The sequence below is a fragment of the uncultured Jannaschia sp. genome, assembly GCF_947503795.1.
Lineage (GTDB): Bacteria > Pseudomonadota > Alphaproteobacteria > Rhodobacterales > Rhodobacteraceae > Jannaschia.
Map to the genome: position 1 here is coordinate 1,241,192 of NZ_CANNEZ010000001.1, position 22,526 is coordinate 1,263,717.

Consider the following 22,526-nt stretch of genomic DNA (forward strand, 5'->3'; position numbering starts at 1 on the left):
TTGAGAGGATGCCGAGATGCTGAAGATCGAGAACCTGCACGTGAAGCTGGAGGACGAGGACAAGCGGATCCTCAAGGGCGTCGACCTGGAGGTCGAGGCCGGCAAGGTGCACGCCATCATGGGCCCGAACGGGTCGGGCAAGTCGACGCTGTCCTACGTCCTGTCGGGTCGCGGCGGCTACGAGGTGACCGAGGGGACCGCGACGCTGAACGACGCGGATATTCTCGAGATGGAGCCGGAGGAGCGCGCGGCGGCGGGCCTCTTCCTTGCGTTCCAGTACCCCGTCGAGATCCCCGGCGTCGGCAACATGACCTTCCTGCGGACGGCGGTGAACGCCCAGCGCAAGGCGCGCGGCGAAGACGAGCTGTCGGCGGGCGAGTTCCTCAAGGTGATCCGCGCCAAGGCCAAGACCCTCAAGATCGACGCTGATATGCTGAAGCGCCCCGTGAATGTCGGCTTCTCGGGCGGCGAGAAGAAGCGCAACGAGATCCTGCAGATGGCGATGCTCGAGCCGAAGATGTGCATTCTCGACGAAACCGACAGCGGCCTCGACGTGGACGCGATGAAGCTGGTCGCCGAGGGCGTGAACGCTCTGCGCGACGCCGGCCGCGGGTTCCTCGTCATCACGCATTACCAGCGGCTGCTCGATCACATCAAACCGGACGTGGTCCACATCATGGCCGAAGGTCGTATCGTGAAGACCGGCGGCCCGGAGCTGGCGCTGGAGGTCGAGACCAACGGCTATGGCGATATCCTGGGCGAGGTGGCCTGATGGCGGAGCGAGCGACCTCCGACACGCTGGACCGGCGCCTGAACCTGCCTGCGGGTGGCGGCTGGCTGGGCCGGGCGCGACGCGACGCGGCCGACCGGCTGCGCGCGGTGGGCCTGCCCGGTCGGCGCGACGAATACTGGCGCTACACCGATCCCGCGCCGCTGACCGACCCCGCCCCGCAGATCGAAGCCAGCGCCGATGGGGGCGACCCGTTCGCCGGGTTCGAGACATACACGATCACGATTGATGCGGATGGCGTCACGCTGCCGGGTGACCTGCCCGACGGGGTCGAGGTCGCGACGCTCGCGCAGGCCGGCGAGGCTGATATCCATTGGGCGCGCGACCTCTACGGCACGCTCGAGGCGGCGGGCTCGCGGCCTGTGTCGCGGCCGCTCGCCATGCTGAACACGGCGATGGCGACCGACGGGTTGGTGATCCGTGCGACCGGCATAGTCACCCGTCCGATCCACATCCGCACGACCGGCAACGGCGATGCGATGCATCACCATGTCGTCCGCGTCGAAAGCGGGGCGGAGCTGACGCTCCTGAAATCCGGCACGGGTGGCGCACGCGTCAATACCGTGACCGAGGTGGATGTGGCCGATGGCGGCACCTGCCACCACCTGCGCATCCAGGGCCCCGATGCGGACCGCCACGTCAACACCCACCTGTTCGCGCGGCTGGGCGCGGGGTCGATCCTCAAGTCCTTCACCCTCAGCGCGAATGGCCGGCTGACCCGCAATGAGGCGGTGATCGACATGGCCGGCGATGACGGCGGGGCGACCATTGCAGGCGCGACCTTCGGGCGGGGTGACTTCCATCACGACGATACGGTCTGGGTCACCCATGGCGCGCTGAACGGCGAAAGCCGGCAGGTCTTCAAGAAGGTCCTGCGCGACGGGGCCGTGGGCGTGTTCCAGGGCAAGATTCTCGTCAAGGACGGCGCGCAGAAGACCGATGGCTACCAGATCAGCCAGTCGCTCCTGCTGGACGATGACAGCCAGTTCCTCGCCAAGCCCGAGCTCGAGATCTACGCCGACGACGTGGCCTGCTCGCACGGGTCAACGACTGGCGCGATCGACGAGACGGCGCTCTTCTACCTGCGCTCGCGCGGGGTGCCCGAGCGGGTGGCGACCGACCTTCTGGTTCTGTCGTTCCTCGCCGAGGCGACCGAAGAGATCGAGGATCCGGCCCTGCGCGAGCATGTGATGGACCGCATGGCGGATTGGCTCGCCCGCGACTGATGTCGGTCACGCGCGACATCCCGAGGGCCTGGATCCGGCCGCGTCAGGTCATGGCCGAGCACATGGCGCGCGGCACGGGCGACAGCGCGGCGTTCATCTTCCTGATGGCCGGGTGCTTCCTTCTGTTCGTCTCACGCCTGCCGGTCCTGTCGCGGCAATCCTTCCTGACGGGCGAGGATTTCATGGTCCAGATGGGCGGCACGCTGATGGCGCTGGTCTTCGTGCTGCCCTTGATCATCATCGCGCTGGCCTTTGTGGCGCATCTTCTGGCCAAACTCGCGGGCGCACTGGGCACCGCCGAGGGCGCGCGGGTCGCGACGGCCTGGTCGCTCCTGGCGGCGTCGCCCGCGATGCTGCTCAACGGCTTGACCGAAGGGTTCCTCGGGGCGGGCCCGGCCCTGCAACTCGTCGGCCTCGTGGCATTGGGCGGGTTCATCTGGATCTGGGTCAACTCGCTCTACGCGGCGGAGTGGGCCCGGTGATCGCCATCCTCCAATCCGGCCTGCGGCGCTTCCTGCGTAACCCTATGGGCGCGCTCGAAGACATGCGGGATATCGCCCCGGCCGCATCCGTCGCGGTGATGGCGCTGGTTGCCGCGGGCCTGGTCCACGTGGTGCTGGACCATCTGCTCGGGGCCTGGGCCTTTCCCTACTCCTTCGAGCCGGGAGGCAAGCGCGCGGGAGGGCCGTTCGTCGGCACGTTCGTGGTGCTGGCGCGCCTCTTCGGCACGGCAGCAGGCCTGTGGCTGGTCGCGCGCGTGCTCGGGCAGCCTCTCAGCTGGGCGCTGGCGATGTGGATGATCGTTCCCTTCGCATTAGCCGAGATCGGGCTCGATTTGCTGGAGCTGTCGACGGCGGCGATCCACGAATTGACGATGCTCGACCTGTATGGCCGCCTGTTCCTGATCGGGTTCACCGGCACGCTGCTGGTCCTGATCGCGTCGGTGAAGGCCGCGCTGCCGGGGCGTGACTGGCTCGGCGCACTTGGCGCCAGTGTGGTCATCTGGGGCGGCGGCACCTACATCCCCTACCTTGTCCTGCCGATTGCGGGCATCCTCCATCTGACGGAACGCGCGAAATGATCGACGTCGAGGCCATCCGCGCGCAATTCCCGATCCTGTCCCGGCAGGTGAACGGCAAGCCGCTGACCTATCTCGACAACGGCGCGTCCGCGCAGAAACCGCAGGTCGTGCTCGACACGATCCAGCGCGCCTATGCCGAGGAATATTCCAACGTCCACCGCGGCTTGCACACGCTCTCGACCATCTCGACCGAGAATTACGAGGGCGTGCGCGGCACGGTCGCGCGCTTCATCGGCGCCCCGTCCGAGGATCACGTCGTCTTCACCTCCGGCACGACAGAAGGCATCAACCTCGTCGCCTATGGCTGGGCCATGCCCCGGATGGAGGCGGGCGACGAGATCGTCCTGTCGATCATGGAGCACCACGCCAACATCGTGCCGTGGCATTTCCTGCGCGAGCGGATGGGCGTCAAGATCGTCTGGGTCGACGTGGACGTGAACGGCGACCTCGACCCGCAAGCGGTGCTCGATGCCGTGACCGACCGCACGAAGCTGATTGCGGTCACGCATATGTCGAACGTCCTGGGCACCGTGGTCGACGTCGCCGCGATCTGCGAGGGCGCGCGGGCGCGGGGCGTGCCGGTGCTGGTCGATGGCAGTCAGGCGGCCGTGCATATGCCGGTCGACGTGGCCGCGCTCGGCTGCGACTTCTATGCGATCACCGGACATAAGCTATACGGACCAAGCGGTTCCGGGGCGATCTTCATCCATCCTGACCGCATGTCCGAGATGCGCCCCTTCATGGGCGGCGGCGACATGATCCGCGACGTCCATCGCGACGAGGTCGTCTATAACGACCCACCGATGAAGTTCGAGGCGGGCACGCCCGGGATCGTTCAGACCATCGGGATGGGCGCCGCGCTCGAATGGATGATGGGCGTCGGGATGTCCGAGATCGCCGACCACGAGCGGACCTTGCGCGACTACGCGCGCGAGCGGCTCGACGGGCTGAACTGGTTGAACGTGCAGGGGCGCTCGGCGGGCAAGGGCGCGATCTTCTCGTTCACGCTCGATGGTGCGGCCCATGCGCATGACATCTCCACCGTGCTCGACAAGAAGGGTGTCGCGGTGCGCGCGGGCCAGCACTGCGCCCAGCCGCTGATGGAGCATATGGGCCTGACCGCGACCTGCCGGGCGAGCTTCGGGATCTACAACACGCGCGCCGAGGTCGACGTTCTCGTCGACGCGCTCGAGCTCTGCCACGACCTATTCGCCTGAGGTCGTGAACTCCGCGACTTGGGCGCCGGTGATCCGCTGAAGCTCCGCCGGGGCGACCGGGAAGACGTGGCGCGGGGTGCCCGCAGCGGCCCAGACCGTCCCGAAGGCCAGAAGGCGCGCGTCCATCCAGATCGGCACATCCGAGATCAGCCCGACCGGCGACACGCCCCCGATCGCAAAGCCGGTGACCCGGCGCACCGTCGCCGCATCCGCCCGAGTCAGCGGTCCGCCGGCAAGGGACGCGGCGCGGTCCGGGTCGACCTGATTGCCGCCCGCGGTCAGGAACAGTGCGCAGCCGTCGCCCTGACCGAACAGGATCGATTTCGCGATCTGGTCCAGCTCACAGCTGACGGCGGCCGCGGCTTCGGCGGCGGTGCGGGTCTGATCGGACATCTCGACGGGGCGGGCATCGAGGCCCGCGGCATCGAGCGCGGCGGTCACGCGGCGAAGGCTCTTGCTCATGGGGCTGGTTCTGCCCGTTGACGCCGGAGGCCGCAACGGGCCTGATCGGGCGATGTTCCGCTCCCGCATCACGCAGGCTCCGATCCCCTTCGATCCCGCGGCGGGCGCCGATGCGGTCGGGGCCCTCGCGCCGCCCTCGGACGTGGCCCCGCTGATCGCAGGCGCCGCCGGGTGCAGCCCGTTCCTCGCCATGGGCATGGCCCGGGAACGGGACTGGCTCTCCGGTCTCTGGGACGCGGCGCCCAAGGACATTCTCGATGGTCTACTGGCCGAAACGGCACGGATCGACGGTGACCGGAAGCCGGCCTTGCGCGTTCTCAAGCGCCGGATCGGCCTGCTGGTCTCGCTTTGCGACCTCGGCGGTGTCTGGCCGGTGATGGAGGCGACGGCGGCGCTCACACGATTTGCCGACGCTGCCACCAATGCCGCGTTGGCTCACGCGCTCGGGCGCCACGCCAAGGGGCCGGTCGAGGGAGATGGCGGCCTCGTTGCCATCGCGATGGGCAAGATGGGCGCGTTCGAACTCAATTATTCCAGCGATATCGACCTCGTCCTGCTGTTCGACGAAAGCCGCTACGATCCGGCCGATTACGGGACGGCGCGCGCGATCCTGCTGAAGGCCGCGCGGACGGCGATGGCCACGCTCTCGGATGTCACGGCGGACGGCTACGTCTTCCGCACCGACCTGCGCCTGCGCCCCGACCCCGGCTCCACCCCGATCGTTCTCTCGATGGAGGCGGCGGAGCGCTACTATGAGGCCATGGGCCGCGCGTGGGAGCGGGCGGCCTGGATCAAGGCGCGGGCCTGCGCGGGGGCCGTCGAGGCGGGGGCAGGGTTCGTCGAGCGGCTCGCGCCCTTCGTCTGGCGGCGGCACCTCGATTTCGCCGCCGTGCAGGACGCGCATGACATGCGGCTCCGGATTCGCGACCACAAGGGGCTGGGCGGACCGCTGGACCTCGCCGGGCATCACATCAAGCTGGGGCGCGGCGGCATCCGCGAGATCGAGTTCTACGCCCAGACCCAGCAGATCATCGCGGGCGGGCGTGATCGCTCGCTCCGGGTCCGCCCGACGCTCGAGGCGCTGGACCGTCTGGTCGAGGCCCGGTGGGTCGGAGCCGAGACCCGCGACGTGCTGGCCCCGAGCTACGTCCACCTGCGCCGGGTCGAGCACGCGCTCCAGATGGTGCAGGATGCGCAGACCCATGTCATGCCGCGCGATGCGGACGGGATGCGCCGGATCGCCAACCTGATGGGCGTGAGCGACACCGACGCGTTCCTCGCCGACCTGCGCGACCGGATCGGCGCCGTCGAGCGGATCGTGGACCCGAGCTTCCGGCCCGACGCGCCCGCGTCGGATGCGCCCGACGCGATCGAGGGCGCGGCGGCGGTGACCGACCGCTGGCCGACATATCCTGCGCTCCGCTCCGAGCGCGCGCGGACGATCTTCGCGCGGCTCCGGCCGCGGCTCCTGCGTGAACTGGGCGGCGCGGCGCGCCCGGCCGAGGCGCTGTCGGCCTTCGACGACTTCTTGCGCGGGCTTCCGGCGGGGGTGCAGATCTTCTCGCTCTTCGAGGCCAAGGACGAGCTCGTCTCGCTCATCGCTGATATCTGTGCGACCGCCCCCGATCTCGCGCGCTACCTGTCGCGCAACGCGGACGTGCTCGATGCGGTGATCGACGGGCGCTTCTTTGCGGACCTGCCCGAGCGGTGGGAGCCGCCCGCGCCCGCCGAAGATTACGAGGCGACGCTGATCGCGCTCCGTCGCTGGCACCGGGAACGGCATTTCCGCATCGGCGTCCACCTGCTGCGCCGTCTCGCCCCGCCCGAGATCGCGTCCCGGCGCTATGCCGCGCTGGCCGACGCGACGCTGGCCGGGGCCTGGGCCGCCGCCGAAGCCGAGACCGCGCGGCGCTACGGGCGCGTGCCGGGTCAGGCGCTCGCGGGGATCGGGATGGGATCGCTCGGCGCCGGGCGGCTGAACGCGCGCTCGGACCTCGATCTCGTGGTGCTGCACGATGGCGGCGAGGGGGTGTCCGATGGCGCCCGCGCGTTGCCGCCGGCCCAATGGGCCGCGCGGTTCACCCAGACGCTGATCACCGCGCTTTCGGCGCCGATGGGGGACGGACGGCTCTACGAGGTGGATATGCGCCTGCGCCCCTCGGGGCGGCAGGGGCCTGTGGCGACGGCGCTGTCGGGCTTCCGCACCTACCAGGCGAGCGAGGCTTGGGTCTGGGAGCACATGGCCCTGACGCAGGCACGGCCGGTGGCGGGCTCGCCCGAGGTCGGCACGGCGGCGATGGCGGCGCGGGCCGAGGTGCTGGCGTCCTCGCGTTTCGCACCCGACGAGATCCTACGCGGCCTCGCCGAGATGCGCGCGCGGGTCCGCGCGGCGGAACGGGTCGGAGGCGGACTTTCGGTCAAGGTCGGGCCGGGCCGGTTGCAGGACATCGCGCTAGTGGCGCAGGCCCACACGCTGATCGCGGCCGCGACCGGCGGCGAGATCGCCCGCACGGTCGACGCGCAGCTCGCCGCGGACGGGTGGCTGCCGCCGGAGGCCCGCGCGACGCTGGCCGAGACCCATGCCCGCCTGTCGGACGTCCAGCAGACGCTGCGCCTGATTACAGCCGACGATCCGCCCGGCGATCTGGGGACGGGGGGGTTGGCCCTCCTCGCTGCGATCACCGGCAGCGATGATGTCGCAACGTCCTGCGATGTCGCCGCTGGGCGCGCCGAGGCCGCGATCGACGCGGCGCTGGACCGGGCCGGTCTGGCAGGATAGCGCGGGCGGCAGCATCGGGAGTGCACGACATGGTGGCAAAGGACGGGCAGGGGCCGGACGACCCGAAAGGGCTGATCCACGAGGCGTATCGCATCGACGGCATCACGGGATCGGAATGCCGGACGATCTTCCTCGATTGGGCGCTGACGATCGAGGATGCGGCAGCGGCGATCCCGCGCCTGCTGGACGGGCGGCCCGACGAACATCCCATGAGCCAGGTCCTGCGCGACGGCCTTGGCGCGTCGCCCCAGGGACGGCGCGGCGGTCGCGCCGCACGGGTGCGCGACTAGCCCCGGACCGGTGTCCCGTGGGTGCCCCGCTCGCGGTAGGGGGTGGTGCCGTAATGCGCGCGGTAGCATTTCGAGAAATGCGAGGGCGAGGTGAAGCCGCAGGCCAGTGCCACGTTGATGATCGACATATCCGTCTGCATCAGCAGGTTGCGCGCCTTCCCCAGCCGCAGCTCCATGTAGTATTTCTTGGGGCTTCGGCTCAGGTAACGACGAAAGAGCCGCTCCAGTTGCCGCGTCGACATCCCAACATCGGCGGCGAGGATCGACGGGCTGATCGGCTCCTCGATGTTCTGCTCCATTTCGCGGATGACCTGGCTCAGGCGCGGGTGGCGGACGCCGATCCGTGTGGGGATCGACAGCCGTTGCGTGTCCTGATCGGTGCGAATGGACGAATAGATCAGCTGGTCCGCGACAAGCGCCGCCAGCCCTTCGCCATGGTCCTGCGCGATGATGTGCAGCATCAGGTCGACCGAGGCCGTGCCGCCGGCGGTCGTGATGCGCTTGCCGTCGGCGGTGAAGATCGACTTGGTCAGCTCGATCTCGGGAAATTCCTCGGCGAAGCTGTCCTGGTTCTCCCAGTGGATGGTCGCGCGCTTGCCGTCGAGCAGGCCCGCGACGGCCATCGTCCAGGATGCCGTGCAGAGGCCGCCGATCGTGACACCGCGACGCGCCTCGCGGCGAAGCCAGCTGACGAGGCGCTTGGTCGTGGCCGAGGCCACGTCGATGCCGCCGACAAGAAGCAGCGAGTCGTCGCGCGAGATCTCCTCGAGGTCGCGGTCCAGCATGAAGCTCGTGCCGGCCGAGCAGGTGATCGTGCCGCCGCCTTCGCCCAGCAGCTCCCATGTATAGAGTTCGGCCCCTGCCATCCGGTTGGCGATGCGAAGCGCATCCACGGCACTGGCGAAGCACATCAGCGTGAACCGGTCGAGCAAAACGAAGATGAATTTTCGAGGCTTCGCCGGAGCCGTGATTTCGATCGCGGCGGGGCGGGCCGGGGCCACTTCGACGGGGTAAGTGCTGTCACCCATGGCGGGCGTCCTCGTTCACGGAAACAGACGCGTCACACGCGATCCTGTGACCGCAAAAGCCCAAACCGGCGTCGGGATCAAGCGAATTGGCGCATCGGGTTCTGGTGGCCGACCGTGGTTTGCGGTAGGGCCGGGCTCCAGACAGACAGACGAGGTGCCGAGCATGGCCTGGACCAAGAGCGACTGGAGAGCGAAACCGCGGGTTCAGATGCCCGATTACCTCGATGCGGGCGCGCTGGGCGCTGTCGAGGCACGGCTGGGTCAGTACCCGCCGCTGGTCTTCGCGGGCGAGGCGCGGACGCTGAAATCCGAGCTTGCGGCCGCCGGCCGGGGCGAGGCGTTCCTCCTGCAGGGCGGCGACTGCGCCGAGAGCTTCGCCGAGTTCTCCGCCGACACGATCCGCGACACGTTCAAGGTCATGCTGCAGATGGCGATGGTCCTGACCTTCGGGGCCAAGGTGCCCGTTGTGAAGGTCGGCCGCATGGCCGGTCAGTTCGCCAAGCCCCGATCGGCCCCGACCGAGGTGAAGGACGGCGTGGAGCTGCCCAGCTACCGCGGCGACATCATCAACGAGCTGGACTTCACCGAGGCCGCGCGCATCCCGAACCCGGCCAAGATGCTCGAGGCCTACACGCAGGCGGCGGCGACGCTGAACCTGCTGCGCGCCTTCTCGAAGGGCGGGTTCGCCGATGCGCACAAGGTGCATCAATGGACGCTTGGCTTCGTCGAGGGCGAGCGAGCCGCGCAGTATCGCGACATGGCGGGCCGCATCCAGGACACGCTGGATTTCATGACCGCCGCCGGTGTGACGGGCAATAATGACGAGCTGACGACGGTCGACTTCTACACCTCGCACGAAGCGCTTCTGCTCGAATACGAAGAGGCACTCTGCCGCCAGGACAGCCTGACGGGCAACTGGCTGGCCGGGTCGGGGCACATGATCTGGATCGGCGACCGCACGCGACAGCCCGATGGGGCCCATGTCGAGTTCTGCCGTGGCGTGTTGAACCCGATCGGTCTGAAATGCGGGCCGACGACCACCGAGGAGGACCTCAAGGTCCTGATCGACACGCTGAACCCCGAGAACGAAATGGGGCGCCTGACCCTGATCGCGCGCTTCGGGGCCGGCAAGGTCGGCGACCACCTGCCGCGTCTTATCAAGACCGTGAAGGAGATGGGCGCGAACGTCGTATGGACCTGCGACGCGATGCACGGGAACACGATCAAGTCGTCCACCGGCTACAAGACGCGCCCCTTCGAAAGCGTGCTGCGCGAGGTGCAGGAGTTCTTTGCGATCCACCGCGCCGAGGGCACCGTGCCAGGCGGCGTGCATTTCGAGATGACGGGCCAGGACGTGACCGAATGCACCGGCGGCGTGCGCGCCGTCACCGACGAGGACCTGTCGGATCGCTACCACACCGCCTGCGACCCGCGCCTCAACGCGTCGCAATCGCTGGAGCTGGCCTTCCTCGTGGCCGACGAGCTTTCGGGGTTGCGGGCCGAGCGGCAGCGCGCCGCGTCCTGATCCTGTCCCTGTGCGCGCCTCAGGGCGCGGGCTGGGCCTTCAGCCATGTCAGCGCCGCGTCTTCGGTTTCGAAGGCGCGCGCTTCGACCGGAATCACCTTGCCCATCGCCTCGACCAGACCGCCCGCCGCGCCGGGGGCGTTCGAGACGACGTAGTTCCGGACCTTAGCCAGCGACGCCACCCTGGCCTTGAGACTGTCGAGCGACAGGCCCGCGCCGGCCTCCGCGGTCGCGTTGGTGTCGAACTGCAGAAGCATGTCGACCTTCGTCGGGGCGGCATCGAACACCTCGAGCATATGCTCGGACATGGCGGTCATATCGTCGCGCGTGACCTCGGCGACGATCCGGAACGCATGAAGGTGGGGCAGGTCGGTCGGGATTTCCCGAATGGTGGGCGTGGCGAACATCTGGGCCTCCAGGACCGTTGAATGCCACCTGAACGCGCCCCCGCGGTCGCCGTTCCTTACTTCACGACCCGAAGCCACGGGACGGCGGATGGCCCCGGTGCATAGGGCGTCGCAGCCTCGGCCAATTCTATCGGCAACGGCGCCGCGCGATCCGTCGCGCGCCGCATCGGATGGTGTTCGGACCGGGCAGTCGCGCGCAGGCGGTGGCCGGTCACGGCGAAGCGGCGGGGGGCGTCCCCGGCGACCACGCGGTCGGTCACCACGACGACCTGTGCCTTGGTGACCGCGAAGGCCGCGTCGAGCAGCGGCAGGATCAGCATCTTCGCGCCCACCGTGCCGTCGGGCCCTTCGCAGGCCAGGTCCAGCTCGGCGGCGAGCCCCGTCTCGAACACCTCTTCGACCAGAGCCGCGGCGCGATCGCGGTCGGGGAGCGCGAAGAACGCCTTGATCGGCAACCCGCGCACGTCCATGCCCATCAGATCGCGCATCATGCGACCGCCCAGACGCACCCGCACCGTGCCCGCGCGCACGCGATCGATGATCATCGAATGCCCGACCGTGACGCGCATCGCGTTCGGATCCAGCGCATCGCGACGCGGCAGCGCGGTGCCCGTGCGCAGCGACGACCAGTAGCGCCACGCCTCGTCGAGGATCGGCGACGACCGCATCGTGGCGAACCCCCGCGCCGCGTCGCCCGTCGAAATGCGCGTGATCACCACGTCCCGCGTCGTGTCGTCATAGCCCGTCATCTATCGTCCCTCGTGTGCCGCGCCCCGATCCCGCCATCCATGTGGCGCAAACGGGGCGTATGCCCGCCACCCGGCGGCATAATTATGGCAAGCCGTCACGAAATGCTCGCATTTCCTTCACCAACGGTTAACGGCTTGGGCCGCTGGACGGGCGCGCGGGCAGCCGCTAGGCCGGGGCCCATGAAGTCGATGACGGGATACGCGGCGCTGGATCGCGACGGGCGCCGCTGGGAGATCCGATCCGTCAATGCGCGCGGGCTGGACCTGCGGCTGCGCCTGCCTGACGTGGCAGGGCTCGAGCCGCCGGTCCGCGCGGCGGTGGCGGGCGTCGCGGTACGCGGCAACATCACGCTGGCCTTGCGCCTGTCGGATAGCGGCGCGGGGGCGGCCCGACTGGATCCGGCGGGGCTGGACCGCGCGCTGGCCGCCCTGGCCGAGGTCGAGGCGCGGGCCGACCTGCCGCTCGCCCCGGTGACGGCGGCCGACATCTTGTCCCTTCGCGGCGTCTGGGAGGCGGGCGAGACCGCGCCGCCCGCGCTCGCGGTCCTGACCGCCGACCTTGCCGATCTGGTCGCGGCCTTCGCCGCCGACCGTGCCCGCGAAGGGGCCGCCCTTCACGCGCTGCTGGCGGCCCGCGTGGACGAGATCGAGTCCTTGACGGATGCCGCAGCGGGCCTCGCACCTGCCCGTGCCGCCCATCAGGCCGAGGCCCTGCACGCGGCTCTGGGGCGCCTGACCGGCGCGGCGATGGACGATGCGCGCATCGCCTCCGAGATCGCGGCACTGGCGATCAAATCCGACATCACCGAGGAGGTCGAGCGCCTGCGCACCCATGTCGCCGCGGCCCGCGCGCTGCTGGGCGAGGACGCGCCCGTGGGGCGTCGGCTGGACTTCCTGACGCAGGAGTTCAATCGCGAGGCCAACACGCTCTGCTCGAAGTCCGGCATGCCGGAGCTGACCACCATCGGCCTAGATCTCAAGGCCGCCATCGACCGCCTGCGCGAGCAGGTCCAGAACGTGGAATGACGATATGAGCCTGCGCCGCGCCGACATGATCCAGGGCATCCGCCGCGGCCTCGCGGTCATCCTGTCCAGCCCGTCGGGGGCGGGGAAATCGACGCTCGCGCGGCGGCTGATGGTTTGGGACGAGAGCCTGAGCTTCTCGGTCTCGGCCACGACCCGTCCCCCGCGCGAGGGCGAGGCCGAGGGCGTCGACTACTATTTCCGGTCGCGCGAGGCATTCGGGAAGATGATCCTCGACGGCGAGATGCTGGAGCACGCCGAGGTCTTCGGAAACCACTACGGCAGCCCCCGCGCGCCGGTCGAGGCGGCGCTGTCGGCAGGGCGCGACGTGATTTTCGACATCGATTGGCAGGGCGGGCAGCAGATCCGCAACTCCTCGCTCGGTCGGGACGTCGTCTCGATCTTCATCCTGCCGCCTTCCATCGCCGAACTGGAGCGGCGTCTCCGCGAGCGGGGCCAGGACAGCGACGACGTGATCGCGGGCCGGATGGCCAAGTCCGAGGCCGAGATCAGCCATTGGGCCGAGTATGACTACGTGCTGGTCAATGACGACGTGGATGCCTGCGAGGCGCGGCTGCGCACGATCCTGACGGCCGAGCGCTTGCGCCGCGATCGCCAGCCCTGGCTCACCGATTTCACCCGCGCGCTCGGCACGGAATTCCGCGAAAGGGAACGGCGATGATCTATGCGCTGGACGACATCCGCCCCGAGATCGGCGCGGAGGCCTGGGTCGCCCCCGATGCCAACGTCATCGGACGCGTCATCCTGCGGGACCGCGCGAATATCTGGTTCGGCGCGACGCTTCGGGGTGACAACGAGCCCATCGTCGTGGGCGAGGGGTCGAACGTGCAGGAGGCCTGCGTCCTCCATACCGATCCCGGCTGCCCGCTGACAATCGGCGCCGACTGTACCATCGGCCACAAGGCGATCCTGCATGGCTGTACCATCGGGGACGGCTCGCTCGTGGGGATGGGGGCGACGGTGCTGAACGGTGCCGTCATCGGGAAGGGCTGCCTGATCGGTGCGGGGGCGCTGGTGACCGAGGGCAAGGTGATCCCCGACGGATCCCTCGTCGTCGGCGCGCCCGGAAAACCGGTGCGGGAGCTGGACGAGGACGCGCGCGCGGGGCTGATCGCCTCGGCGCGGCACTACGTGGCGAACGCCGCGCGCTTCCGGGCCGGATTGCGCCCGCTGGGCTGAGGATCAGACGATCAGGCTCAGGTGCCGGGCGTCGGCGCTGACCGATACGGGACGGCGGAGCGCACGCGAGAGCTTCGATAGGATGCCGAACTGCACCTCCGAGCCCTTGAGATCCGACGGCACGCCCGCCTTGCCCAGCGACTGCCAGAGCGGCTCGTCGATCTTGAGGCGCTCGGCATCGACATGCAGCACCCAGGCGGCCTCGTTGCGGATCACCTCGACCTTGGCGCCCCAGGGAGTCGCCACCTCGATGCAATTGAGCGCGAGACAGGCGAGCCGCATCTCGTCGCGCGACCGCTCGGCTTCGTCGCGCCAGAGGACGGTCGTGCGCGTCTCGGCATACATGGCACCCACGATCTCGCGCATCTCGCGGGCGGAGATGGGCTTGGCGCCGGGTGCTGCGGCCCCGAAGGCCAGGCGGAAGAACCGGATGCGCGCGACCGCGGCGTCAAGGGCGGACCGGATCAAACCGATCTCGTCGCCGCCCGCGGCGCCCGACATCTCGAGCAGTTCGAGCCCGTTGCCGATCGCGCCGATCGGGCTGACGAGGTCGTGGCAGAGCCGCGACCCCAGGAGCGCGACGAGATCGGGTTCGTCGGCCGCGTCGCTCGCGCTAGGCTCCTTGGTGTCCTTCATCGGAGAGCCTCCTTGAGCCACGACGCCAATTCGATTTTCGAGCCGGGCATGCTGGTCCGGCATCCCGACCGGCCGGATTGGGGGCTGGGGCAGGTGCAGTCGGCCATCGACGATCGCATCACCGTCAATTTCGAGCACGCCGGCAAGCAGCTGATCGACGGTCGTCGCATCGGTCTCGTCCCCGTCTTCGCATGACAGAGCCTTGCCATGGCGATGGTTAACGGAACCTTAAGGATGAGATGGACCGGCGCAATCCCGCAGGGCGGCAGCCCGACATTGCGCCGCATCCCGCCGGGCGGTAACCCCGCCCGCGTGTCGTCCCAACTTTCCCTTGTCACGACGCGCGACCCCGACGCGGTCGCGGACGCGCTGGCGCTGCGGCGCGCGGTCTTCGTCGATGCCGGCGGCGCGGTCTCGGATGCGGATGCGTTCGACGACGGCGCCGAACACCTGATCCTGCGCGACCCCGCCCGCCCCGAGATCGGCGTGGTGGGCACGCTGCGGATCGGAACCGGCTGCGCCTATACCGCGCGCGAGTTCGACCTGTCGCGCCTCGTGGCCTCGGGCCGGGCGATGGTCGAGATCGGGCGGACCTGCCTCCATCCCGACTATCGTGGCGGGCTGGCCGGGCTGACGCTGCTGCAGGGCGCGCTCGATGCCGCGACCGCGCGTGGGGCCGAGTTGCTGGTCGGCACGGCCTCGTTCCCCGGAAGCGATCCGACCGCGCATCTCGACGCGCTGCGACGTCTCGCCATCGACGCGCTGGCCCCCGAGGCCATCCGGCCCACGGCCCATGGCCCCGGCGCCATCACCATATCCGGCGCCGCGCCGCGCGCGGCGATGCGCACGGTGCCCCCGCTCATCAAGACCTATCTGCGGGCAGGCGCGCAGGTCGGATCGGGGGCCTATTGCGACGCGGCCTTCGGGACGACCGATATCTGCATGGTGCTCGACCTCGCCGATCTGCGCCTGCCGCGCGGGCTGCGCGGATGATCTGGGACGACGCGCCGCAACCGGCGCCCGCGCGACTGGCCGTCGCCGACTGGCTGCGTGTCGCCATTCGGGGGCCGATCCTCGCCGCGGTGGTGTTCGGACCGCTTCTGGTGCTGCTGGCGCTGCGCCTGGTCGAGCGTCCGATCCACGGGGTGCAGCGGCCCTGGACACCGTGGATCACGCAGGGCGTCTGCAAGACCGCGTTCCGCGTCCTCGGGATGCGGCGCGTGGTGCGGGGCGCGCCGATGCGGGGGACCGGCGCGGTCGTGGCGAACCATTCGTCCTGGCTCGATATCTTCGCGCTCAACGCGTCGAAACGGGTGTATTTCGTCTCCAAGTCCGAAGTGGCGGGCTGGCCCGGCATCGGCTGGCTGGCGCGGGCGACGGGGACGGTCTTCATTCGCCGCGACCGGCGCGATGCCCGCGCCCAGCAGGCCCTGTTCGAGGACCGGCTTCGCGCGGGCCATCGGCTGCTGTTCTTCCCCGAGGGCACCTCGACCGACGGACGTCGGGTGCTGGCCTTCAAGCCGACGCTCTTCGAGGCGTTCTTCTCGGCCGGGCTGCCGGGGATGCAGGTCCAGCCGGTCACGGTCGCCTATCACGCGCCGCCGGGTGCCGATGCGGCGTTCTATGGCTGGTGGGGCGATATGGGCTTCGCCGAACACATGCTGCGCATGCTGGCCGCGCCGCGTCATGGCCGGGTCGAGATCGTCTATCACCCCCCGATGCCGGTGGCGGACACAGACGGGCGGAAGGCACTGGCGCGCGCGGTCGAGACCACGATAAGGGCCGAACTGGAGGCGCAGGGCATCGCGCCCTGAAGCTCAGCCCATCGCGTCGATGAGGCGGGCCAGCGCGGCGGCGGGTTCGTCGGTGGCCCAGATCTCCTCGCCCAGCGCGATGAAATCCGCGACCGGGGCCAGCGCCGCGATCGTCGCGGGGTCGAGTGCGCCCTCGGCCACGACCGGCAGCTCGATCATCTGCGACCACCAGGCAAAGAGCTCGGCATCGGCCCGCTCGCCATGACCCAGCGTCGTGGCCCCGGCCGGACCGAAGGCCACGTAATCCGCGCCCGCCTCGCCAGCGCCCATGCCGTCGTGCCGCGAGGCGCCGCAGAAGGCGCCGATGATCGGGTCGCCGCCCCAATCGGTGCGCAGTTTTCGAAGGCCGCGCGGGTCGGTCAGGTGGACGCCGTCGAGGCCGAGCCGTTCGACCAGCCCCGCGTGATCGGTCACCACGAGGGGCACGTCGCGGGCATGGGCCACCTCGCGCAGCGCATCGGCGGCGCGGATCACACGGTCTTCGTCGCGGGTGGCGAGGTCCAGGCGCAGGCAGGCAATGTCGTGGGTGTCGAGGATCGCGGCGAGGGTGTCGGCGAACCCCGCATCGATCTCGGGCGGGGTCACGAGGTAGATCTGCGGCTGGTCGGTCATATGCGGTCCCCGTCTCTGCTGCCGGGGCCTAGCGGGCCGCTCGCGTCAGAACAAGCCCAGCACGAGTCCCATCAGCGCCATGCCGACCGTGGGATAGACACCATCCATCCAGATCAGGCCGCGCGGGCGCTGCGAGAAGAGGACGTTGGTGGCCACCCAGGGCGCGACCGCGAAGAGTCCCAGCCCGAGCCCGAGCATCAGGCCGCCCGAGGGATCGGCGATCCCGGTCAGGCCGAGCACATAGGCCAGCGTCGCGGCGACGACCACGGTGCAGAGGAAGCTGCCGACATAGGGGACGGGGTCCTTGCGGTTGACCGTCTCCTCGGTCAGGCCCGACGCGGCCATCCACCCTTTGCCGATGATGCCGTACCAGACGGCCCCGAAGACCCAGGCCGCGACGGCGGCGGCGATGATGGAGAGAATGGTCACGGCATGTTCCCTTCGGTTCGCTTCGGGTTCGATCCTGCACCCTTCCTTCAAATCCGCCAAGCGTCGCGTTGCGCGGCCCGCGCGCGCGGGGTAGGGCGCGGCCATGACTGACCATCAGCCCGCCTTCGTGCTCGTGCGCCCCCAGATGGGCGAGAATATCGGCGCCAGCGCGCGCTCCATGCTCAATTTCGGGCTGGAGCGGATGCGCGTCGTCGCCCCGCGCGACGGCTGGCCGAACGAGCGGGCGGTCGCGCTGGCCAGCGGGGCGGGACGGCTGCTGGACGCGGCGACGCTGCATGACGACACCGCGGGCGCGGTGGCCGATTGCAGCTTCGTCTTCGCGACGACCGCGCGCGACCGCGACCTCACCAAGCCCGTCTTCACGCCCGAGGCCGCCATGGCTGAGGCGCGCAGCCGCCTGAAGGACGGCCAGCGCATCGCGATACTGTTCGGCCCCGAACGCACGGGGCTCGAGAACGACGACATTGCGCGGGCCAATGCCATCGTCTCGGTGCCCACGAACCCGGTCTTCCCGTCGCTCAACCTCGCGCAATGCGTCCTCCTGATGGGCTACGAATGGGTGCGGGGCGCGCATGACGGCCCCGCGACCCGGACGGACATGGCGGGCACGGACTGGGCCAACCAGGCCGAACTGGACGCGCTGGCCGCGCATTACGAAGACCGTCTCGATGCCGCGGGGTTCTTCTTTCCCGAGGGCAAGGCGCCCGCGATGAAGCGCCATCTTCGCAACCTCTGGTCGCGAATGCCGCTGACGCGGGCGGACGTGCAGACCTTCCACGGCATGATGCGCCAGATGGTCCGCTGGAAGGAGCGCGGCTGACATCCGCGCCGCGCGGTCCCATGGGGGTCGCGCTCGGTCGCCGGACGCCTTAGATCGGGGCCGACAGGGGTCGGAGGCGATATGGCGAAGCGCGCGATTTTCGAGGATGTGGACACGGCCGCGCGGCCCGAGACGACGGGCGGCGTGATCGACGCGGCGCGCCGCGGCAACCGCGCGCTGGTGCGGATCTGGCTCTGGATGCTCTTCGCGCTGCTAGTGGTGATGATCGCGGTGGGCGGACTGACGCGGCTGACCGATTCGGGCCTCTCGATCACGGAATGGGCGCCGCTCTCGGGGGCGATTCCGCCGCTGTCCGACGCGGATTGGCAGGCGGAGTTCGACGCCTATCGCGCGATCCCGGAATACGAGCTTCAGAACAAGGGCATGACCCTGTCGGAGTTCCAGTTCATCTACTGGTGGGAATGGGGCCATCGCCAGCTCGGCCGCGTCATCGGCCTCGTCTGGGCGATCGGTTTCTTCGGTCTGCTCTTCACCCGCAGCATCCCGACCGGATGGACCGGACGGCTGGCGACCCTCGGTGTCCTTGGCGGGTTACAGGGCGCCATCGGCTGGTGGATGGTGTCGAGCGGCCTGACCGGCACGATGCTCGACGTCGCTTCCTACAGGCTGGCGACGCATCTGGGGCTGGCCTTCGTGATCCTGTCTCTGATCGCGTGGTACATCCTGTCGATGTCGCGCCCCGAGGCGGCGCTGCTGCAGGCGCGGCGCGCGGGCGACGCACGGCTGACACGGTGGGGCACGGTGCTGGTGGCCGGCATCTTCCTCCAGGTCGTCATCGGCGCGCTGGTCGCCGGGATCGACGCGGGGCGCGGCTATACCGACTGGCCGCTGATGGCGGGCGGGTTGACGCCGCCGGACATGTGGCGGCTCGAGCCATGGTGGCGCAACCTCTTCGAGAATGACGGCACGGTGCAGTTCCTCCACCGCGTCACGGGCTATGTCCTCTTCGCCGTGATCGTCGCCGCCTGGCTGGTTGCGCGAAAGGGCGCGAACCGGGCGACGGGCGTGGCCTTCATGGGCGTGATGCACATGGCCGTCCTCCAGATGATCCTCGGGATCGTGACGGTGACGTATTCCGCGCCCTGGCACCTCGCGATCCTGCACCAGTTCGGGGCCGTCCTCCTGATCTGCCTCGCGGTGCGCGCTCGGCACCGCGCCAAGTATCCGCTCCCCCAATCCGTGAGGACCTGAGATGCCCGCATATGACGATCTGATGGCCTTCCAGCGCGTGACCGAGGCCTTGGGACAGGTCGCGGGCCGCACGGGCTGGGATCAGGAGACGCTGATGCCGCGCGGCGCCGCGCCCCAGCGCGCCGAGGAGATGGCCGCGCTGGAGGAGGTGCTGCACGCGCGCCGCACCGATCCGCGCCTGGGCGACTGGCTGGACGAAGCGCATGCCAGGGACGACGTGGCCGACGCCAACCTGCGCGAGATGCGCCGTGCCTACGACCGCAACCGCAAGGTGCCCGCCAAGCTCGCCGCCGAGATCGCGCGCGTCACCTCGCTGGCGCAGGGCCAATGGGCCGAAGCGCGGGCGGCGGACGATGCGGCGGCCTTTGTGCCGGTGCTGGCCGAGGTCGTGAGCCTGCGCCGCGAGGAGGGCGCAGCACTGGCCGAGGGCGGCGACGTCTACGACGCGCTGATGCAGGATTACGAGCCGGGTGCCGTCGCCGCCGACATGGCCGCGATGTTCGACACGATGCGGCCCCGGCTGGTCGCGTTGCGCGAACGGGCCTTGGCGGGCGAGGCCGCGCCGACGCTCTCGGGGCACTTCCCCGAAGGCACGCAGCTTCTGCTGGCGCACGAGATCGCGACCGCCTTTGGCTACGACTTCGCCCATGGCCGCATCGACCGGGCGGTCCATCCGTTCTCGTCGGGCTCGGGGCTGGACGTGCGGATCACCACGCGCATCGACGAGGCCGATCCGTTCAACTGCCTCTACTCCACGATCCACGAGGTCGGGCATGCTTGCTACGAGCAGAATATCGACGGCGACCACCTCCTGACGCCACTTGGCCGGGGCGTGTCGATGGGCGTCCACGAAAGCCAATCGCGCAGCTACGAGAACCAGATGGGTCGGTCGGAGGCCTATTGCGGCTGGCTCTACGGACGGATGCGGGACCTCTTCGGAGAGATCGGGGTCACCTCGGAGCGCGACTTCTACCGGGCCGTCAATTCCGTCGGCACAGGCTTCATCCGCACCGAGGCGGACGAGTTGAACTACAACCTCCACGTCATGCTGCGCTTCGACATCGAGCGCGCGATGCTGGGCGGCGATCTGCCCCCCGCGGATGTCGAGGCGGCGTGGAACGACCGCTTCCGGGCGGATTTCGGGGTCGCGGTCGACAAGCCCTCGAACGGATTCCTGCAGGACGTGCACTGGTCCGTGGGCCTGATGGGGTATTTCCCGACCTATTCGCTGGGCAACCTCTATGCAGGGTGCCTGATGGCGAAGGCGCGCGCGGACCTGCCGGGCATCGACGGCGCGCTCGCGGCCGGCGACCCGTCCCCCGCGACCGGCTGGATGGCCGCGAACCTGCAACGGTGCGGCGGGCTGCGGACGCCGGTGGACACGATCCGCCACGCGACCGGAACAGAGCCCTCGGCCGAGCCGCTCCTGACCTATCTCGAAGCGAAGTTCGGCGACCTTTACCCCTAGGCGGCCGCGGGCGCCGTCCGGTCGGCATGGGCGCCGTAATAGAGGCCCACGACATGCTCGGCCTCGGCGAAGAAGAGCCATCGCGAGGTCAGCACGCCCGCGAGGTGCACGACGACCGCGATCACCGCGTTCCAGTGGTGCATCGCGAAGATCAGGACCATCGCCGCGGGGATCAGCGACATCGCCAGCAGCGCGATGACCCGCAGCTTGACGGCGTGCTTCCGGGCCACCTGATAGACCATCTCGCGGGTCAGGTAGTTGTCGCCGGTATGTGGCTTTTCCCAGAGCGTGACGGTGCCATCCAGCCGCGTCGCGGTCCGCGCGGTACTGCCCGCCTCGGCGAAGCGGCGGTCGCCCTTCCACCAGTGCCAGACCTGCAGCGCACCGGCGAGGAGAAGGAGGACGCCCGCGACCTCGGTGTTGGCTGAAAGGAGCGCGCCGCCTGCCAGCGACACGGTGAGAAACAGCGCGGGCGTGGCCCACTGGTTCCAGCGCGGCACGGTGCGAAGCTGGGTGTAGATCATCGAGGTCGTGAAGACCGTCGCCATCCCGAGGATCGCGCCGATCCAGCCGAGCGGCGCCCAATGCGCATCGAGGAACACGAGGCCAGCCGCGTAGATCGCGAGGATCACGAGCGCCGACACCGCCGCCCACGCCTCGCGCGAGAGCCAGGAGGAGCGCCATTCGCGGTAGCTGCGCCAGGCGTTCTTGCGGTTCTTGAGGTGAAAGGTCGCTGCCAGCAGCCCCCCCACGGCGAGCGCATAGGCGATTGCGAAGAACACGAAGGCGACCGAGCCGGTGGGCGCCGGAAAGCCGAATCCGAGAAAGAACAGAAGGCCGAAGCCCGCGCCAGAGAGCGACGAGAAGATGATGACGGACGGTGCGGGATGCATCAGACCTTCTCCAGCGCGCGGTCGACCCAGGCGAGAAAGCCCGTCGGCTCCTCGGCGACGGGGGCGAGGAACGGGGCGAGGATGTCCTCGTCGCCGCCCATCACCGGCGGCTGGATCGTGTCCTTGGGACGCGGCGGCAGATACTTGTTGACCGGCGCGGTGCCCTGTTCCGGCATCAGGTCGACGCCGCCCCGCGCGGCCACCAGCTTCGAGACGGCACTGTCGGGGTCCGAGAGATCGCCGAAGTGTCGCGCGCCCGCCGGGCAGGTTCGCACGCAGGCCGGCTGGCGATCCACTTCGGGCAGGGTCTCGTTGTAGATCCGGTCGACGCAGAGTGTGCATTTCTTCATGACGCCCGCGGCCTCGTCGGCCTCGCGGGCGCCGTAGGGGCAAGCCCAGGCGCAGAGGCCGCAGCCCATGCAGGCGTCTTCGTTGACCAGCACGATCCCGTCCTCGGCCCGCTTGTAGCTGGCGCCGGTGGGGCAGACCGTGACGCAGGGCGCGTCGTCGCAGTGCAGGCAGGATTTCGGGAAATGCACCGTCTGCGCCAGCCGGGGCGGCACGTGGTCCGCCAGCATCGGGTCGGGCGCCACCTGGAAGGCGTGAATGCGATTGAGGAAGGTTCCCGACGCGTCACCGTAGGGATCCTGATCGCTGAGCGGCGCGCCGTAGTTCTGGGTGTTCCAGCCCTTGCAGGCCGTGACGCAGGCGTGACAGCCGACACAGGTGTCGAGGTCGATCACGAGGCCCAGCTTCTTCTGGACCGTATCGGGCAAGGTGGTCATCGGGTCGATCCTCGGGTCGGATTGGCGGCGGCGGCGGGGCGAGGGGCCGGCCCTTCGCGC

General features: G+C 69.5%; 26 protein-coding genes. 17 read left to right on the top strand and 9 right to left on the bottom strand.

Translation table 11 applies throughout. The features are described from left to right. Positions 1 to 16: 16 nt before the first annotated feature. Genes sufC through Q0833_RS06670 form a run of 5 tightly spaced genes read left to right on the top strand, consistent with a single transcriptional unit; the run spans position 17 to position 4,314 of the window. Positions 17 to 772, top strand: coding sequence for a Fe-S cluster assembly ATPase SufC (gene sufC, locus Q0833_RS06650; protein WP_298431499.1), 756 nt, complete (start codon positions 17 to 19; stop codon positions 770 to 772). Next, positions 772 to 2,016 carry a SufD family Fe-S cluster assembly protein gene (locus Q0833_RS06655; protein ID WP_298431500.1) on the top strand — a complete coding sequence of 415 codons (1,245 nt, stop codon included), beginning with the start codon at positions 772 to 774 and terminating at the stop codon, positions 2,014 to 2,016. Before sufC ends, Q0833_RS06655 begins: the two co-directional genes overlap by 1 nt. After that, positions 2,016 to 2,498, top strand: a complete 483-nt coding sequence (locus tag Q0833_RS06660; protein ID WP_298431502.1) for a YIP1 family protein — start codon at positions 2,016 to 2,018, stop codon at positions 2,496 to 2,498. The genes Q0833_RS06655 and Q0833_RS06660 overlap by 1 nt, the downstream gene beginning before the upstream one ends. Continuing rightward, complete coding sequence (locus tag Q0833_RS06665) at positions 2,495 to 3,097, top strand: hypothetical protein (protein WP_298431504.1); 603 nt, start codon at positions 2,495 to 2,497, stop codon at positions 3,095 to 3,097. The genes Q0833_RS06660 and Q0833_RS06665 overlap by 4 nt, the downstream gene beginning before the upstream one ends. Beyond that, the gene (locus Q0833_RS06670; protein ID WP_298431506.1) at positions 3,094 to 4,314 is read left to right on the top strand and encodes a cysteine desulfurase; all 1,221 of its coding nucleotides are present in this window, start codon (positions 3,094 to 3,096) and stop codon (positions 4,312 to 4,314) included. The genes Q0833_RS06665 and Q0833_RS06670 overlap by 4 nt, the downstream gene beginning before the upstream one ends. On the opposite strand, the gene Q0833_RS06675 is transcribed toward Q0833_RS06670, so the two are convergent. Then, the gene (locus Q0833_RS06675; RefSeq protein ID WP_298431508.1) at positions 4,303 to 4,776 is read right to left on the bottom strand and encodes a YbaK/EbsC family protein; all 474 of its coding nucleotides are present in this window, start codon (positions 4,774 to 4,776) and stop codon (positions 4,303 to 4,305) included. The genes Q0833_RS06670 and Q0833_RS06675 overlap by 12 nt on opposite strands. A gap of 52 nt (positions 4,777 to 4,828) precedes the next feature. Here Q0833_RS06675 and Q0833_RS06680 point away from each other — a divergent pair, with 52 nt between their 5' ends. Both Q0833_RS06680 and Q0833_RS06685 read left to right on the top strand, forming a co-directional pair. Continuing rightward, the gene (locus Q0833_RS06680; protein ID WP_298431510.1) at positions 4,829 to 7,555 is read left to right on the top strand and encodes a glutamine-synthetase adenylyltransferase; all 2,727 of its coding nucleotides are present in this window, start codon (positions 4,829 to 4,831) and stop codon (positions 7,553 to 7,555) included. Between the two features lie 29 nt (positions 7,556 to 7,584). Next, positions 7,585 to 7,845 carry a hypothetical protein gene (locus Q0833_RS06685; protein WP_298431513.1) on the top strand — a complete coding sequence of 87 codons (261 nt, stop codon included), beginning with the start codon at positions 7,585 to 7,587 and terminating at the stop codon, positions 7,843 to 7,845. On the opposite strand, the gene Q0833_RS06690 is transcribed toward Q0833_RS06685, so the two are convergent. Beyond that, the gene (locus Q0833_RS06690) at positions 7,842 to 8,873 is read right to left on the bottom strand and encodes a GlxA family transcriptional regulator (protein WP_298431515.1); all 1,032 of its coding nucleotides are present in this window, start codon (positions 8,871 to 8,873) and stop codon (positions 7,842 to 7,844) included. The genes Q0833_RS06685 and Q0833_RS06690 overlap by 4 nt on opposite strands. 163 nt (positions 8,874 to 9,036) lie before the next feature. Here Q0833_RS06690 and Q0833_RS06695 point away from each other — a divergent pair, with 163 nt between their 5' ends. Beyond that, positions 9,037 to 10,398, top strand: coding sequence for a class II 3-deoxy-7-phosphoheptulonate synthase (locus Q0833_RS06695; RefSeq protein ID WP_298431517.1), 1,362 nt, complete (start codon positions 9,037 to 9,039; stop codon positions 10,396 to 10,398). A gap of 19 nt (positions 10,399 to 10,417) precedes the next feature. Here the strand turns inward: Q0833_RS06695 and Q0833_RS06700 are convergent, their stop codons facing one another. Then, the gene (locus Q0833_RS06700) at positions 10,418 to 10,804 is read right to left on the bottom strand and encodes an STAS/SEC14 domain-containing protein (protein ID WP_298431519.1); all 387 of its coding nucleotides are present in this window, start codon (positions 10,802 to 10,804) and stop codon (positions 10,418 to 10,420) included. A 56-nt stretch (positions 10,805 to 10,860) separates the two neighbouring features. After that, the gene (locus tag Q0833_RS06705) at positions 10,861 to 11,553 is read right to left on the bottom strand and encodes a PAS domain-containing protein (protein WP_298431521.1); all 693 of its coding nucleotides are present in this window, start codon (positions 11,551 to 11,553) and stop codon (positions 10,861 to 10,863) included. A 180-nt stretch (positions 11,554 to 11,733) separates the two neighbouring features. Here Q0833_RS06705 and Q0833_RS06710 point away from each other — a divergent pair, with 180 nt between their 5' ends. From Q0833_RS06710 to Q0833_RS06720, 3 genes are read left to right on the top strand one after another with little or no spacing between them, the layout of a single operon-like run. Further along, positions 11,734 to 12,579, top strand: coding sequence for a YicC/YloC family endoribonuclease (locus Q0833_RS06710; protein WP_367274939.1), 846 nt, complete (start codon positions 11,734 to 11,736; stop codon positions 12,577 to 12,579). Between the two features lie 25 nt (positions 12,580 to 12,604). Further along, positions 12,605 to 13,258 (top strand): guanylate kinase, encoded by a 654-nt coding sequence (gene gmk / locus Q0833_RS06715; RefSeq protein ID WP_298435031.1) that lies wholly within the window; start codon positions 12,605 to 12,607, stop codon positions 13,256 to 13,258. Further along, the gene (locus Q0833_RS06720; RefSeq protein WP_298431523.1) at positions 13,255 to 13,776 is read left to right on the top strand and encodes a gamma carbonic anhydrase family protein; all 522 of its coding nucleotides are present in this window, start codon (positions 13,255 to 13,257) and stop codon (positions 13,774 to 13,776) included. The genes gmk and Q0833_RS06720 overlap by 4 nt, the downstream gene beginning before the upstream one ends. 3 nt (positions 13,777 to 13,779) lie before the next feature. Here Q0833_RS06720 and Q0833_RS06725 read toward each other — a convergent pair whose 3' ends face one another. After that, positions 13,780 to 14,412, bottom strand: coding sequence for a histidine phosphotransferase family protein (locus Q0833_RS06725; protein WP_298431525.1), 633 nt, complete (start codon positions 14,410 to 14,412; stop codon positions 13,780 to 13,782). Positions 14,413 to 14,460: 48 nt separating this feature from the next. Between Q0833_RS06725 and Q0833_RS06730 the strand changes: the two genes are divergently transcribed. The 3 genes from Q0833_RS06730 to Q0833_RS06740 all read left to right on the top strand — a co-directional run bounded on the left by Q0833_RS06730 (position 14,461) and on the right by Q0833_RS06740 (position 16,226). After that, complete coding sequence (locus Q0833_RS06730; RefSeq protein ID WP_298435034.1) at positions 14,461 to 14,607, top strand: DUF3553 domain-containing protein; 147 nt, start codon at positions 14,461 to 14,463, stop codon at positions 14,605 to 14,607. 117 nt (positions 14,608 to 14,724) lie between these two features. Continuing rightward, positions 14,725 to 15,405 carry a GNAT family N-acetyltransferase gene (locus Q0833_RS06735; RefSeq protein ID WP_298431527.1) on the top strand — a complete coding sequence of 227 codons (681 nt, stop codon included), beginning with the start codon at positions 14,725 to 14,727 and terminating at the stop codon, positions 15,403 to 15,405. Next, positions 15,402 to 16,226: a 1-acyl-sn-glycerol-3-phosphate acyltransferase gene (locus Q0833_RS06740; protein ID WP_298431529.1), complete on the top strand. Its 825-nt coding sequence runs from the start codon at positions 15,402 to 15,404 to the stop codon at positions 16,224 to 16,226. The genes Q0833_RS06735 and Q0833_RS06740 overlap by 4 nt, the downstream gene beginning before the upstream one ends. Before the next feature lie 3 nt (positions 16,227 to 16,229). Here the strand turns inward: Q0833_RS06740 and Q0833_RS06745 are convergent, their stop codons facing one another. Further along, complete coding sequence (locus tag Q0833_RS06745) at positions 16,230 to 16,838, bottom strand: thiamine phosphate synthase (protein ID WP_298431531.1); 609 nt, start codon at positions 16,836 to 16,838, stop codon at positions 16,230 to 16,232. Between the two features lie 45 nt (positions 16,839 to 16,883). Continuing rightward, on the bottom strand, positions 16,884 to 17,267 hold the full coding sequence (locus tag Q0833_RS06750) for a DUF1761 domain-containing protein (RefSeq protein WP_298431533.1): 384 nt from the start codon (positions 17,265 to 17,267) through the stop codon (positions 16,884 to 16,886). Between the two features lie 103 nt (positions 17,268 to 17,370). Here Q0833_RS06750 and Q0833_RS06755 point away from each other — a divergent pair, with 103 nt between their 5' ends. From Q0833_RS06755 to Q0833_RS06765, 3 genes are all read left to right on the top strand, one after another. Further along, positions 17,371 to 18,108: an RNA methyltransferase gene (locus Q0833_RS06755; RefSeq protein ID WP_298431535.1), complete on the top strand. Its 738-nt coding sequence runs from the start codon at positions 17,371 to 17,373 to the stop codon at positions 18,106 to 18,108. Between the two features lie 81 nt (positions 18,109 to 18,189). Further along, on the top strand, positions 18,190 to 19,320 hold the full coding sequence (ctaA, locus tag Q0833_RS06760; protein WP_298431537.1) for a heme A synthase: 1,131 nt from the start codon (positions 18,190 to 18,192) through the stop codon (positions 19,318 to 19,320). Between the two features lies 1 nt (position 19,321). Beyond that, a complete protein-coding gene (locus Q0833_RS06765; protein ID WP_298431539.1) occupies positions 19,322 to 20,788 on the top strand; it encodes a carboxypeptidase M32 in 1,467 nt (488 codons plus the stop codon). Here Q0833_RS06765 and Q0833_RS06770 read toward each other — a convergent pair. After that, entirely contained in the window at positions 20,785 to 21,681 is an 897-nt protein-coding gene (locus Q0833_RS06770; protein WP_298431542.1) for a DmsC/YnfH family molybdoenzyme membrane anchor subunit, read from the bottom strand. The two genes, Q0833_RS06765 and Q0833_RS06770, sit on opposite strands and share 4 nt — an antisense overlap. Continuing rightward, complete coding sequence (locus Q0833_RS06775; protein ID WP_298431544.1) at positions 21,681 to 22,466, bottom strand: 4Fe-4S dicluster domain-containing protein; 786 nt, start codon at positions 22,464 to 22,466, stop codon at positions 21,681 to 21,683. Before Q0833_RS06775 ends, Q0833_RS06770 begins: the two co-directional genes overlap by 1 nt. Positions 22,467 to 22,526 lie beyond the last annotated feature (60 nt).